General features: G+C 73.9%; 11 protein-coding genes. 5 read left to right on the top strand and 6 right to left on the bottom strand.

Going from position 1 to position 13,293, the window contains the following annotated elements; genetic code table 11:
- Positions 1-31: 31 nt before the first annotated feature.
- The 3 genes from D7M15_RS07630 to D7M15_RS07620 are packed head-to-tail and all read right to left on the bottom strand — an operon-like array spanning position 32 to position 2,158.
- Positions 32-637 (bottom strand): response regulator transcription factor, encoded by a 606-nt coding sequence (locus D7M15_RS07630; protein WP_121516796.1) that lies wholly within the window; start codon positions 635-637, stop codon positions 32-34.
- A gap of 49 nt (positions 638-686) precedes the next feature.
- Positions 687-1,919, bottom strand: a complete 1,233-nt coding sequence (locus tag D7M15_RS07625) for a histidine kinase (protein ID WP_206337332.1) — start codon at positions 1,917-1,919, stop codon at positions 687-689.
- Entirely contained in the window at positions 1,916-2,158 is a 243-nt protein-coding gene (locus D7M15_RS07620; protein ID WP_121516795.1) for a hypothetical protein, read from the bottom strand. Before D7M15_RS07620 ends, D7M15_RS07625 begins: the two co-directional genes overlap by 4 nt.
- A 246-nt stretch (positions 2,159-2,404) precedes the next feature.
- Between D7M15_RS07620 and D7M15_RS07615 the strand changes: the two genes are divergently transcribed.
- Genes D7M15_RS07615 through D7M15_RS07605 form a run of 3 tightly spaced genes read left to right on the top strand, consistent with a single transcriptional unit; the run spans position 2,405 to position 4,820 of the window.
- Entirely contained in the window at positions 2,405-3,289 is an 885-nt protein-coding gene (locus D7M15_RS07615; RefSeq protein ID WP_121516794.1) for an ABC transporter ATP-binding protein, read from the top strand.
- 56 nt (positions 3,290-3,345) lie between these two features.
- Positions 3,346-4,065, top strand: coding sequence for an ABC transporter permease (locus D7M15_RS07610; protein WP_121516793.1), 720 nt, complete (start codon positions 3,346-3,348; stop codon positions 4,063-4,065).
- Complete coding sequence (locus tag D7M15_RS07605) at positions 4,062-4,820, top strand: GPP34 family phosphoprotein (RefSeq protein ID WP_240649178.1); 759 nt, start codon at positions 4,062-4,064, stop codon at positions 4,818-4,820. The genes D7M15_RS07610 and D7M15_RS07605 overlap by 4 nt, the downstream gene beginning before the upstream one ends.
- An 82-nt stretch (positions 4,821-4,902) precedes the next feature.
- Here D7M15_RS07605 and D7M15_RS07600 read toward each other — a convergent pair whose 3' ends face one another.
- Entirely contained in the window at positions 4,903-5,475 is a 573-nt protein-coding gene (locus D7M15_RS07600) for a dihydrofolate reductase family protein (RefSeq protein ID WP_121516792.1), read from the bottom strand.
- Positions 5,476-5,579: 104 nt separating this feature from the next.
- Positions 5,580-6,491 carry a maleylpyruvate isomerase N-terminal domain-containing protein gene (locus D7M15_RS07595; protein ID WP_121516791.1) on the bottom strand — a complete coding sequence of 304 codons (912 nt, stop codon included), beginning with the start codon at positions 6,489-6,491 and terminating at the stop codon, positions 5,580-5,582.
- A gap of 807 nt (positions 6,492-7,298) precedes the next feature.
- Between D7M15_RS07595 and D7M15_RS07590 the strand changes: the two genes are divergently transcribed.
- The gene (locus tag D7M15_RS07590; protein WP_240649177.1) at positions 7,299-9,575 is read left to right on the top strand and encodes a glycosyltransferase; all 2,277 of its coding nucleotides are present in this window, start codon (positions 7,299-7,301) and stop codon (positions 9,573-9,575) included.
- Positions 9,572-10,951, top strand: coding sequence for an acyltransferase (locus tag D7M15_RS07585; protein WP_121520392.1), 1,380 nt, complete (start codon positions 9,572-9,574; stop codon positions 10,949-10,951). The genes D7M15_RS07590 and D7M15_RS07585 overlap by 4 nt, the downstream gene beginning before the upstream one ends.
- Before the next feature lie 85 nt (positions 10,952-11,036).
- Here the strand turns inward: D7M15_RS07585 and D7M15_RS07580 are convergent, their stop codons facing one another.
- Positions 11,037-13,187: a hypothetical protein gene (locus tag D7M15_RS07580; RefSeq protein WP_240649176.1), complete on the bottom strand. Its 2,151-nt coding sequence runs from the start codon at positions 13,185-13,187 to the stop codon at positions 11,037-11,039.
- Between the last annotated feature and the right edge of the window lie 106 nt (positions 13,188-13,293).

Below are 13,293 nucleotides of genomic sequence, written 5' to 3'. Positions count from 1 at the left end.
CCGACCCGCACCGCCCGGCCCGTGCGCGCGCCTACAGCCAGTCCTGCTGGCGCGCGTACCGGGCCGCCTCGTGGCGGGTACGGGTCTGGGTCTTCCGCATGGCGTTCGAGAGGTAGTTGCGCACCGTGCCCTCCGCCAGGTGGACGCGGACGGCGATGTCCGCGACCGAGAAGCCCTCGCCCGTCGCCCGCAGCACCTCGATCTCCCGGTCGGTCAGCGGGCAGTCGTCGACCAGCGCGAGCATGGAGACGTCCGGGTCGATCCAGCGCTGCCCCTCGTGCAGGGCGCCGACGACCCACGCGATGTGCGACGGCTCCGCCGACTTGCTCACGAAGCCCTGCACGCCCAGCTTCAGCGCCTTGCGGAGCACGCCCGGCCGCGCGTGCCGCGTCAGCATCAGCACCACCTGCCGCGGCTGCGCGCGCCGGATCGCCGTGATCGCGCCGATCCCGTCCACGCCGGGCATCTCCAGGTCGATCACCAGCACGTCGGGCTGGTGCCGGAGCGTGGCCCGTACGGCCGTCTCCCCGTCCTCCGCCTCCGCGAGCACGGTGATGTCGCCCTCCAGCGGGAGCAGCGCGGCCATGGCCTTCCGGAGCAGCGCCTCGTCGTCGGCCAGCACCACGGTCGTGGTCATCGTGCGTTCCTCCGCCTCACGGTCCGTCCCGTCCCCGGCACGATCCCTCTCACAGCGTGTCCCCGCCGCCCAGCCGGGGGAAGGACGCCGCCGTCAGGAACCGGCCGTCCGTCCGCTCGGCGGTCAACCCGCCGCCGTCGTCCGCCAGCCGGTCCCGCAGCGTGGCCAGCCCGCGGAAGCGCGGTGGCGCGTCCCCGGACGCCCCGTCGTTGACGATGGTGATCCCGGCCGCCGCCAGGGTGATCCGTACCTCCGTCGCCCGCGCGTGCCGCAGGATGTTCGTCGTCGTCTCCCGGAGGACCTGCCCCAGCAGCTCACCGGCGCGCGGGTCGACCTCGGCCTCCCGGTCGACGTGGACACGGATGCCCGCCGCCTCGAAGAGGTTCTTGGCGTTCTCCAGCTCGGCGGAGAGGTTCAGGCGGCGCTGCGCGTACGCCAGTTCCTTGGTCTGCCGGATGGTGTCCGCGACCAGGTCGTGGATCTCGCGCAGCTCCTGCTCCGCCCGGTCGGCGTCGGCCCGTACGAGCTTCCGCGCCAGCGCCGTCTTCAGCTTCACCACGTGCAGGGTGTGGCCCTGGATGTCGTGCAGGTCGCTGGCGAAGCGCATCCGCTCCCGCACGACGGCCAGTTCGGCCTCGCGCTCGCGGGACTCCTCCAGCTCGCGGACGACGTCGTAGAACTTCTGGTTCGGGAACATCACCCCGGTCACCACCACCGTGACGCCCGTGGGCACGACGACGTAGCCGACCAGGTCGGCCGCGGCCGCGTCCCCCGAGGTCAGCAGGTGCCCGGCGCCGATGACGGCGACGACGAGCGCCAGCGCGACGGCCCCGGCCTCACGGCGGCGGGGGAGGCGGGGCACGACGTGGACGCCGGTGATGAGCAGGCCGTAGAACGCGCTGTGGCAGTCGGACAGCACCGAGCCGTAGAACCACACGGCCGTGCTGACGGCGAGGCACGGTACGGCGACGCCCAGCACGTCGCCCGCGGCCCACCGTACGAAGGCCACCATGCCCGCCAGCACGCCGACGCCCAGGACGACGGCGTCGAGCCGGCCGTCCGCGTCAACGGCGATCTGCACGGCGCCGACGGTGGCGAGGAGGGGGAGCAGCATCGTGAGGTTCAGCCGGGAGAGGCGCCGCTGTGCGGAGCTGTCCCGTTCCGGCGTCTCCCGTGGCGTGTGGGCGGCGCCCCGGCGCGGCGCGAACGCCTCACGGCCCGCGACCCGCCGCAGCGCCCGGTGGACCCGGGTCCGGCGCGCGGGCGCCCGCCCGGTGGTCACCCGTCCCCGTCCGGGCGCGGGGCGCGGTCCGCGTCCACGCTGAGCAGCGGGACCGTGACCGCGCTGCCCGCGGCGATGGCCATGGAGGTCCACAGCAGCCACTCGTTGTGCGCGAGCCAGGAGTCCACGCCGTCAGGGTAGGGACCGCCACCGACCCGCTGGACGAGGAACGCCGCGCAGACCGCGAGGAAGACGTACGCGTTCCCCGTCAGCAGCACCCGCAGCGTCCTGCTCTCCATGCGCGGCTCCCCGGGGCCTCGTGCGGTGTCGTACGGCGTGGCGCGGTGTCGTACCGAGTGGTGCGGTGCGGTGTCCCACGGCGTCGTGCGCGTACGGCGTCGCACGGCACGGTCGCCCCCAGTCTCAGCCCCGATCCGCCCCGCCACCAGTGACACCACGTCATGCCTTCCGTCGGTGAAACGTCATGCGCAAGTGATGACGTCTGCCACTGCCGACCGGGCCCCGGGGACGGTGGGATCGAGGGTATGGACACGACACCGGTAATCGACGTCGAACGGCTGAACCTCAAGTACGGCGACTTCCACGCCGTGAAGGACCTCTCCTTCCAGGTGCGGCGCGGCGAGTTCTACGCCCTGCTCGGCACCAACGGCGCGGGCAAGACCTCCACCCTGGAGACGGTCGAGGGGCACCGTACGGCCACCTCGGGCACCGTACGGGTCTTCGGGCAGGCCCCGGGCGACCGGCGGACCGTACGGCCGCGGATGGGCGTCATGCTCCAGGAGAGCGGCTTCTCCCCGGACCTCACGGTGCGGGAGTCCGTACGGCTCATCGGCACCCTGACCCGCCGCCGGGACTCGGACGCGCGGGTGCTCGACCTCGTCGACCTCACGCACAAGGCGGGCACCAGGGTCTCCCAGCTCTCCGGCGGCGAGAAGCGGCGCCTCGACTTCGCCACCGCCGTCTACGGCACGCCCGAGCTGATCTTCCTGGACGAGCCGACCACGGGCCTCGACATCCAGTCCCGCGACGCCCTGTGGGACGCCGTCGACAAGCTGCGCGAGGAGGGCTCGACGATCGTCCTCACCACGCACTACCTGGAGGAGGCGCAGCAGCGCGCCGACCGTATCGGGCTGATGCACAAGGGCACCTTCCACCGCGAGGGGACGGTGTCGGAGCTGACGCGGACGCTGCCCGCGGTGATCCAGTTCGCGCTGGCGGCCGCCGTGCCGGCGCTGCCGCTGCCGATCACGCGGGAGCACGAGGGGAAGCTCGTGATCGAGACCTTCACCCTCCAGAAGGACCTCAACCTGCTGCTGCACTGGGCCCAGAACTACGGCGTCGAGCTGCTGGACCTCCAGGCCGGGCCGACCCGGCTGGACGACGTCTTCCGCTCCATCGGCACGGACTGAGCCGCGCTCCCCGCGCTCCGCGACTCCCCGTAACTCCCCGAGAAAGGGACCCCACCATGCTCGCCATCGCTCTCAGTGAGCTGATCCAGATCTTCCGGAACCGGCTGGTGCTCGTCAGCAGCCTGATCATGCCCGCGGCGGTCAGCGCGTTCTTCATCAAGCAGCACGAGTCGTTCGCGGAGATGGCCAGCCTCGGCTACATCGCGGCGGTCGTCGTCTTCACCGTCGGCGCCTTCGGCCTCTACACCACCGTGGTGACCACGCTCGCCTCCCGCCGCCAGAACCTGTTCCTCAAGCGGCTCCGTTCGACCGCCGAGAGCGACGCCAACATCCTGTCCGGGCTGACGCTCCCCGTGACACTGCTGACGCTGGTCCAGGCCGTCGTCATCCTGACCGTCCTCGGCTCGGTCGCCGGGGGACCGGACAACATCGCGCTGCTGGTCGTCGCCGTCCTCGCCATCGTGGCCATGCTGCTGGCCCTGGGCCTGGCCACGGCCGGGCTGACGAACTCCCCCGAGCACGCGCAGGTCACCACGTTGCCCGTCAGCCTCGGCACCATCGCCGTCGCCAGCTGGGTCGGGATCTCCGGTACCGAGGAGATGGGCACCCTCAAGCGTCTGCTGCCCGGCGGCTCCGCGACCGAGCTGGTCGTCGAGGCGTGGAACGGCGGCCAGGCCGTACGGGACTCCCTCGTGCTGCTGGCGCCGACCTTCGCGTGGGTCGTCGTCGCCGTCGTCCTGGCCCTCCGCCTCTTCCGCTGGGAGCCGCGCCGGTGACACCGGGAACGGCCACGGGCCGTACGGAGGGCGGCGCCGGGAACGGCGCGGACGACACGACGGACGAGGGAGGGACCGTGCGGGACGAGACGCTGATCGTCGAGGACCTGACGCTGCTGATGCTGGACGACGAGACCGGCGTCCCGGCGGGTGCCGCCACGCTCCACTACGCCCTCGGCGGCGCCGTACTCGTCGAACTCGCCCTCCTCGGCAGGCTCGTGACCGCCGACGGCCCCGCCGGACCCAACGGCCCGGAGGTCCGCCCGGCGGGCACGGGGCCCCTGCCGGACCCGCTGCTCCAGGCCGCGTACGAGCAGGTCGCGGAACGCCCGCGCCGTGTCCAGCCGTTGCTGCTCCACGTCGGCGTCGGCCTCCACGAGGCCGTCCTCGACCGGCTGTTGGCGCGCGGCATGATCCGCCGCGAGAGCCGGAAGGTGCTGGGCCTGTTCCGTACGACGCGGCTGCCGGTGGACGACGTACGGCACGAGGAGGCGCTACGGGACCGGGTGTGCGCCGTGCTGGAGCGCGGCGAGAGCCCCGACGCCCGTACGGCCGCGGTCGTCGCGCTGCTCTCCGCCAGCGGCACCCTGCCGTCGCTCCACCCGCGCCCGAAGTGGTCGGGTGAGGTGATCCGGCGGGCGAAGGAGCTGGAGGAGGGGCACTGGGGTGCCGGGGCGGTGGGTACGGCGGTGGCGCGTACGGCCCTCGGCGTCGCGGTCGCGAGCACGGCGGCGACGGTCGCGGCGGTGACGTGACGGCGGGGAGGTGGCGGAGGTGACCCGGCGGTGGCGGCGCGGCGGTGCCGCACACCGGGAAACGGGCGAAGGGGTCATCGGCTCAGCGGACGACGTCGAAGACGTTCTTCTGGACGCCGTTCGCGTACGTCTCGTGCTCGACCAGCGTCAGCTTCCGCGCGTCCCTGTCCGTCGCCGGGAACAGCCGCTTGCCCGCGCCGAGGAGCAGCGGGAAGACCAGCAGGTGGTAGCGGTCGACGAGATCGGCGTCGGCCAGGGCGTGGTTCAGCGCGGCGCTGCCGTGCACGATGAGCGGGCCGCCCGGCGTCTCCTTCAGCGCCGCCACGTCGTCGAGCGAGCGCAGGATCGTGGTCTCGCCCCACTCCGGCACCAGGTCGGCCGTGCCGAGGGTGGTGGAGACGACGTACTTCGGCATCGCCCGGTAGCCCGCGAACTCCGCCATGCCGGGCCACACCGGGCTGAACGCCTCGTAGCTGACGCGGCCCAGCAGCAGCGCCCCGGCCTCCTCCTGCTCGCGCTCCTTCAGCTCGTACGCCTCCGGGAGGAAGTCGACGTGGCGGAACGTCCAGCCGGAGTTGCGGTAGCCGGGCTCGCCGCCCGGGGCCTCGACGACGCCGTCGAGCGAGACGAAAGCGGTGCTGACGAGGGTGCGCATGCGGGACTCCCCTGAACGGTGGGTGCTGGTGCCGGGGACAGACGGCCGGGGGCCGCGGAACTCATCGCCCGTCCCTCAGCCCGCACCCCCCGTACGCCCCCGTGTCACCTGCGCAGCCAGGCGCTCGCCCGGTGCCGCCAGTCCCGGAACAGCGCCGCGTCGCCCAGCACTTCGGCCTCCCCGGCGTACGTACGCGGCGACTCCCGCCGCCCGTACACGCACAGCAGCAGCGCGGGCAGTGGGCCCCGTACGGTCACGGACGCGGCCGGGGCGGCGCCGCCCGTACGGCGCCAGGTCGGGGCGTCGCCGGACAGGTCCACGGTGAGGCCCGCGTCGGCGTCGGTGGCGGCGAAGTGGAGCGTACGGCCGTCCGCGAGCAGCTCGCGCTGCTCCGCCTCCGACGCGTACGCCTGCGGCAGCACGCTGAACTCCAGCCACTCCGCCAGCGCGTCGTACGCCACCGCCGGGTCCAGGTCCCAGGCCAGCGCCAGCGCGTCCGCCGCGTCCCAGCGGTGCAGCGCCGTCTCGGCCGTCATGCGCCGCGCCCAGAACACCGGGGTGCCGCCCGGCGCCACCGTCCACACCGGCGCGTCCGGGCCCGCCGCGCCCAGCGCGTCGCCGAACGCGGCGGCGCCCGCCTCCAGCCACGCGTCCAGCGCGTCCCCGCCGGTCAGCCCGGGGTGCGCGCCGTCGGCGGACACGTCGTCGACGGCGTCGTGCGGTACGGGTCCGGTGGCCCGGGTCCGTACGACGGTCTCGGCCCAGCGGTGCGTACCGCCGACGTGCCGCAGCAGCATCCCCAGGTCCCAGCCCGCGCACGACGGCACGGGCGTGGCCGGGTCCGCGCCGCGCGCGGTGGCCCGCAACAGGTCGGTCTGCGCGACGAGTCGGGCCCGGCGCTCGTCCAGGCCCGGCACCGGGAAGGGGTCGGGCACGGGGGAGGCGGCGGGGGCGTCGTCGGCGTCGTCGGGGCGCGGTGCGGGGTACGGGTCGGGCCGCTGGTCGAGAGAGGTCATGCCCGTACGTTAGCCACGGCGGTACGAGGGAAAGTGACGAATTTCGCCCCGCGATCCGCCGCGCCCCCACCCCCTCCCCGCCGTCCGCGCACCGCCGCGCACCCCCTCCTGCGAGGCCCCGCGACGGGCTCCCGCGACGGCCGGACGAGAGCATCCCGTGCCCGTACCCGGGTGGATGCGATCGCGATGTGCGCACGGTGTGATCGGGATGGGGCAGGGGTGCGGTGAGGGTTGCGGCGGTCGATGCCGCACGGTCAGGATCTGCGACGACGGGCTCGTGCGGCACCTGCCGACGGGAGACTCCGTGTCGGCGCGGAGAGGAGCCACGGACGGGCCCGCACCTCGGCACGCCTGGGCCCTTCACGGCGCGAACACCTCTTCCTCGCGGGTCAACTGTGAGGACTTCATGTGAGTGTTACGCGCAGGAAGGTACGACGTCACAGTGGCCGCCGAGTCTGGAGTGGCCCACCGGGTCAGTGTCGATCCGGTACGCGTACGCGCCACCTCCGTCGCCGCCGCCCGCCGACCACGGGCACGGACCGCCTGACCAGTGGTCCCGCGACGCGCGTACGCATCTGCACACACGCACTGCCGCGCGACGCCGTCGCGCCGCGCACCGGCGGCCCGACCAGCCGCCGTAACTCCTGACCTGAGGAAGGACGTTGCAAGGTGCTCACTTCGCACCGATCGCAGCCGTCGGCCCCGTCGCCATCCGGACCGGCGTACCCCCCACCGTCCGCTCAGCCGTCCTCCGCCACCGCGACGCTGCCCACCCAGCGGCAGCCCGCGTCCCACAGCCGGGGGCGCGTGCTCGTCGTCGCCGTGCCGGGGCCCGGACGTGAACGGCTCACCCAGTCCCTGCTGTCCACCGGGCACCAGATCGGCTACGCCGCCCCCGGCGCCGTCGAGGAGCAGATGCTGCGGACGCCCCCGGACGTGATCGTCGCCCTCCACGAGCCCGGCGGCCACGTCCCGCCCGCCGCCGAGGTGATAGCCGGGATACGGGCCGTGCCCGCGGGCGGCGCCCTGCCGCTGCTGGTGCTCGTCGCCGACCCGGCGCCGGACGCCGTCGTGGACATGCTGCGGTACGGCGCCGACGACTGCCTCCCCGCCTCCTGCGACCCGGCGGAACTCGCCGCGCGCATCGACGCGAAGCTCCGCCGCGTGCCGGTGCCCGTGGAGAAGCTGCTGCGCGACCCGCGTACCGGCCTCTACTCCCGTACGCACTTCCTCGACGAGCTGGACCGCGAGCTGCGCCGCCCCGCCCTCGGGCGCCGCGCGGGCGCCGTCGCCGTCGTCGCGGTGGCCGAGATGCAGGCGCTGGAGGCCCGGTTGGGGCACCGCGTGCGGCGCGAGGTCGCCGAGCGGCTGGCCGGTGTCGCGGAGCGGCTGGACGGCGCGGCCGTACGCCTCGGCTGGGACGAGGAGGGGCATCTGCTGGTGCTCGTGCCGGGCGTGGACGAGGACGCCGCGCGCCGCGCGCTCCAGGACTTCGCGAACGCCGTGGCCGGGACCCGCTTCATCGTCGCGGACGAGAACGTACGGCTGACCCCGGCCATCGGCTGGACGCCGCTGGGCGACACCGGCCACCGAGAGGCGGTGCGCCGCGCCGCCGACGCGTCCGTGGAGTCGATGAGCCACCGCGACCTGCTGCCGGTGCGCTACGAGCCGTGGATGCGCGGCACCGCCCAACGCCCCGGCCGCCTGCGGACGGCGGTGCGCGCGGTGCTGACGGCGCTGTCGCCCGTGCTGGTGCTGGTGATCGGCGTGGGCGTGCCGTTGGCGCTCTACATGGAGCTGTACGCGCTGGGCTGGGACGTCGTCGGCGTCGTCTACTGGGCGGTCGTCGCGGGCCTGTTGACGTCGGCCGCGCTCATCGTGCTGGAGTGCGTCTTCTCGCTCGACGCGGTGGCCCGGCCGGAGCGTCCCACGCAGCCGTACCCGCCGGCCAGCGCGGTGATCGCCGCGTACCTGCCGAACGAGGCGGCGACGATCGTCGACACCGTGGAGTCGTTCCTCGCGCTGGAGTACCCGGGCGGGCTGGAGATCGTCCTCGCCTACAACACCCCGCACCCGCTGCCCGTCGAGGACACCCTCCGCGACATGGCGCGGCGCGACCCCCGGCTGGTGCTGCTGCCGGTGCAGGGCAGCACGTCCAAGGCGCAGAACGTCAACGCGGCGGTGACGCGCGTGCACGGCGAGATCGTCGGCGTCTTCGACGCGGACCACCATCCGGCGCCGGGCGCGTTCCAACAGGCGTGGCACTGGCTGTCGAACGGCTACGACGTGGTGCAGGGCCACTGCGTGATACGCAACGGCGCCAGCTCGTGGGTGTCGCGGCTGGTGGCCGTCGAGTTCGAGGCGATCTACGCGGTGAGCCACCCCGGCCGCACCCGGCTCTACGGGTTCGGCGTGTTCGGCGGCTCCAACGGCTTCTGGCGTACGGACGTGCTGGCGCGCACCCGGATGCACGGCTCGATGCTGACGGAGGACATCGACTCGACGATGCGCGCGCTGGGCGAGGGCGCCCGGTTCGCCGTCGACCGGTCGCTGGTGTCGCGGGAGCTGGCGCCCACGATGCTGGGGTCGCTGTGGAACCAGCGGTCCCGGTGGGCGCAGGGCTGGCTCCAGGTGTCGCTCAAGTACCTCTGGCGGGGCCTGCGTTCGCCGTCGTTCACACGGCGGCAGAAGCTGGGCCTGTTCGTGCTGCTGGGCTGGCGCGAGGTGCAGCCGTGGCTGACGCTCCAGATCCTGCCCGTGCTGCTGTTCTCGATGTGGCGTGAGGGCGGCCCGCTGGCGATGGACTGGGCGGTGCCGGTGTGCGTGCTGGCGATGCTGTTCACGCTGTCGGCGGGCGTCGTGCAGGCGGTGTTCGCGTGGCGGCTGGCGGTGCCCGAACTGCGGCGCAGGCGCCGCTGGTTCTGGAGCTACCTGCTGGTGTCGACGGTCTTCTACTCGCACTTCAAGAACATGGTGGCGCGGCACGCCCATCTGAAGGAGGCGCTCGGCGAGCGGCAGTGGCGGGTCACCCCGCGCGCGGCCGAGGCGGGCGCGGCGGACGGGCGGGAGGTGTCGGCGCCGTGACCGCGACCGCAGCGACAGCCGGTACGGGAACGGGCACGGCCCCCGCCGGTACGGCCACCGCGCCACCGCCCGGCGCCGGGACCGTACCGGCGTCCGGCACGGGAACGGGCTCGGGTACGGGAACGGGCCCCGGCTCCGGCTCGGGCGCCGCGAAGGGCCCCGGCTCCGGCCGCCGGTCCGGGCCGCCCGAGGGGACGCCCGCCCGCAGCCGCGGCCGGGAGATCGAGGGCTGGCGCGGACTCGCGGCGCTCAGCACGGTCGTCTTCCACGTGTGGCAGCAGTACTACCGCTACGACGCGCAGGGCGCCCACGCCCCGCTGGACAACCCGTACCTGGCCGCGCTCATCTCCCTGGAGGTCATCGACCTCTTCTTCGTCACGTCGGCGTACCTGCTGACCATCTCGTACGCCCGCGCCGCGATCGACGGCGGCTCGGTCCGCCCGGCCAGCGCGTTCCTCTTCCGGCGGGCCGTCCGGATCGTGCCCCTGTACTTCCTCGCGGTGCTCGTCGTGTGGGCCACCCGCAACCCCACCCTCCCCGGCGACTGGCTGGACCTGGTCGAACACCTCACGTTCACCCACGTCTTCGACCGCGACCGGATCTTCTACACCCTCGGGCCCGCCTGGTCGCTGTCGCTGGAGGTGATCTTCTACCTGGCGCTGGTGGCCATCGGCCCGCTCGCGATCCGCGGCTGCCGCGCGCTGCGCACCCGCCGGGCGCGCGTGATCGCCTGCGCGAGCGGCTGCCTGGCGCTGTTCGTCATCCCGGTGGCGTGGATCGCGCTGGCCCACTACGGCTGGCACGTCCCGCACACCGACTGGCCGGTGTACTTCGGTCCGCAGGCGCGGTTCGGCGGCTTCGCGGCCGGGATGGGCCTGGCGGTGCTGAAGGTCGCCCTCGGCGACCGCGGCCGCGTCGGTCCGGGCGTCGCCACGGCGCTCACGGTGTCCGCGGCCCTCGGCCTGTACTGGCTGTCGTACGACTCGGCACCGGAGAACGCGACGTTCATGTTCTACCACCCGGCCGCGAGCGTGCTGTGGGCCGTGATGCTGTACGGCACGGTGCACGTCGCCCGCCGCGTACCGGCGCACGGGCTGCTGCGGTCGCGGGCGCTGACCTGGGTGGGCCTGGTCAGCTACAGCCTCTTCATCTGGCACGAGCCGGTGCTGCTCCAGCTGTACGACTCGGGTCTGCTGCCCACCGACCAGAGCGCGTACCCGCTCGCCACGCTGATCGTGCTGGCGGTCGCGCTGCCGGTGGCGTGGGCGAGCTACTGGCTCGTGGAGTACCCGTCGAGCCTGCTCGGCCGCCTGAAGGACAACGCGGGCCGCCCGCGCGACTTCTACCCGGAGTCGCCGGCGGAGCCGCCGCGCTGATCCGACCCGCCCGCGTACGCGAAGGAGGCCGGGCCCCCACCGACGGGTGGGGGCCCGGCCTCCTTCGTACGTGCCGCGTGCCGCGTCAGGCGCGCAGGGCCGGGTCCTCCGCGCCGCTCGGCTCCGTCGGCCGCGCGCCACCGCCCGTACCGGCCGGGCCGGGCTCCGCGTCCTCGCCGGTCCCGGCGCTCTCCGTCGCGCTCCCGCCCGCCGCCGCGTCGTCCCGCTGGCCCGGGATGTCCGAGCCGGTACGGGCCGCCGCGCGGCTGTTGCGGGCGTCCGCCGCCGCGCACAGGTCGAGCGCCGCGCGGTTGAACCGCGCCAGCGACGGCGGGTCCGACGGCCCCAGCAGGTGCGTCTTCAGCACGGCGCGCGCCGCCGCCAGCCCGTCCCGGCCCGGCTCCCGTACGGACGCCAGCAGCTCCGGCACCTCCGTGGCGGACGGCGACAGGATCGCGGCCGCCCGTACGGTCGGGAAGCCCGCGCGGAAGTCGCGCTCGGACAGGCCGCTGGTGTTGGCGACCGCGTACGGCTTCTCGCTGCTGAGGTAGTCCGAGACGACGCTGGACACGTCGCTGACGAGCAGGTCCGCCTGGTTGAAGCAGGCGTAGATGCCCGGCCGGGGGCCGGTGATGATCTGGTGCTCCCACGCCGGGAACGACGCCCAGTACGCCGCCTCCCACGCCTCCCGCGCGGCGGTGACGGCGGCGGCGTGCCCGCCGTCCGGCCGGGACTGGAGCATCATCCGCTCCGCCTCGTCCACGCTCGCCCGGAACGCGGTGCTGGTCAGCCGGTCCAGCTCGTCCGTGCGACGCCGCAGCTCCGCCTCGGCCTCCGGGCCCGGACGGGCGCCGGAGCGGCCGGAGTTGGCCTCGGTGATCATCGCCTGGATGCGCCGGTTCGCCTCGCCCGCGCGCGGGTCGACGGAGCCGGTCATGGGGTGCGGCTTGTAGAGCAGCCGTACGGCCGGGTCGGCGAGCAGTCCGCGCACGATGTTCTCGCCCGCGAGGATCACCGAGGTGTTGCCCGGGTCGTCCGTCCAGCCCTCCCAGGTGGGCGCGTACAGCACGGTGGTGAAGCCACCGGGGGCGGGCGGCCCGGCGTACGGCTCGATCGGCGCCAGCTGCGGCCTGCCGACCTCCACCACGTCGCGGTCGTCGACGCCGATGTCCGCCAGCTGGTAGCGCTCGCGGGCGGCCGGTCCGGCGACCCACACCTCGTCGTACGCCTTGGCGTACGGGTTGCAGGACGACAGCTTGTCGCTCTCGCCGTGGTTGGTGAACGCGTGCTTGATCGTGGGGATGCGCAGCACCTGCGACGTCTTGCCGGAGTTCGCCGGGTGCAGCAGCGTCTTCAGCGTCGAGTGCTCCAAGTGCATCAGGTGCGCGACCTTGGGAATGCAGACGATCGGCACGTCCGTCGCCTCGATCTTCTGCACCATGAAGCGCTCGCGCAGCACGATGATCGGCCGCCCGTCGAGCGCGGCGAGGGTGTCCAGCCACATGTTGGCCTGGTACGCGGAGGTCGCGCCGCCGGAGAAGTACATGCCGGTCGTCGGCCGGTAGTCCGCCAGCCAGTCGTCCAGCCAGGCGAGCACCCGCGCCTCGTCCGGCAGCCGCTTGCGGGGCAGCAGCCACGTACCGAGGTACCCGGCGGCGACCACGGACAGCAGCAGCGAGGCGCCGAGCCCGGCCAGCGCCCACTCCCTGTCGGAGGTGACGGCCGTCGCCAGCAACCCCGCCGTGGCCGGGCTCATGAAGCGCAGCAGCCGTCGGCTCGGCTGCCGGAGCAGCAGCCGGGGCGGCGCGGCGGACAGCCCGAGGGCGGAGGCGTCGACGTTCCGGGTGACAATGGGGAGCGTCCGGCTGCGCCGTACGAGCAGGGCGACGCCCTGGCAGAAGAAGTGCGCGGCGTAGCAGCCGAGGAGGAGCGGGACGACGCCCATCTCCTCGACGGGCTCGACGTCCGGCAGCCGCACCAGCCCGACGACGACGAGCATGTCGCGCAGCAGCTGCCGGGTGACGACGTCGAAGCGGACCTTGCCCAGCAGGGCCAGCAGTCCCGGCTGCCGGTGCTGGAGGTAGAGGTCGAGCACGAGCCCGAGGGCGGAGGCCGCGACGAACAGCGCGGTGTGCGGCAGCAGGGCGCCCGCGAGCTGGAGCGAGTACAGCAGCAGCAGGGCGGACAGCGCCGCCAGCTGGACAGCGCGTCGGGGGGAGAGTCCGGCAGAGGGCACGGGCTGAGCTCCTGGCGGGGGAGGGTAGCTGAGGGTGGGCACACGGGTGAGGGGGGTGTGCTTCCGCTTGTTGACGCCTGACCGTATGCCTGTCGTCGCCCGGATG

Origin of the sequence: Streptomyces sp. Z26 (genome assembly GCF_003665095.1) — a bacterium.
Taxonomy (GTDB): domain Bacteria; phylum Actinomycetota; class Actinomycetes; order Streptomycetales; family Streptomycetaceae; genus Streptomyces; species Streptomyces phytohabitans.
Note: the sequence above shows the minus strand (reverse complement) of the source record. Positions and strands in the feature narration are given on the sequence as shown.

Excerpts from the sequence above, each read along its gene's own strand:
- D7M15_RS07595 (WP_121516791.1), bottom strand. The coding sequence starts at position 6,491 with ATGACCTCTCTCGACCAGCGGCCCGACCCGTACCCCGCACCGCGCCCC.
- D7M15_RS07615 (WP_121516794.1), top strand. The coding sequence starts at position 2,405 with ATGGACACGACACCGGTAATCGACGTCGAACGGCTGAACCTCAAGTAC.
- D7M15_RS07630 (WP_121516796.1), bottom strand. The coding sequence starts at position 637 with ATGACCACGACCGTGGTGCTGGCCGACGACGAGGCGCTGCTCCGGAAG.
- D7M15_RS07610 (WP_121516793.1), top strand. The coding sequence starts at position 3,346 with ATGCTCGCCATCGCTCTCAGTGAGCTGATCCAGATCTTCCGGAACCGG.
- D7M15_RS07600 (WP_121516792.1), bottom strand. The coding sequence starts at position 5,475 with ATGCGCACCCTCGTCAGCACCGCTTTCGTCTCGCTCGACGGCGTCGTC.
- D7M15_RS07620 (WP_121516795.1), bottom strand. The coding sequence starts at position 2,158 with ATGGAGAGCAGGACGCTGCGGGTGCTGCTGACGGGGAACGCGTACGTC.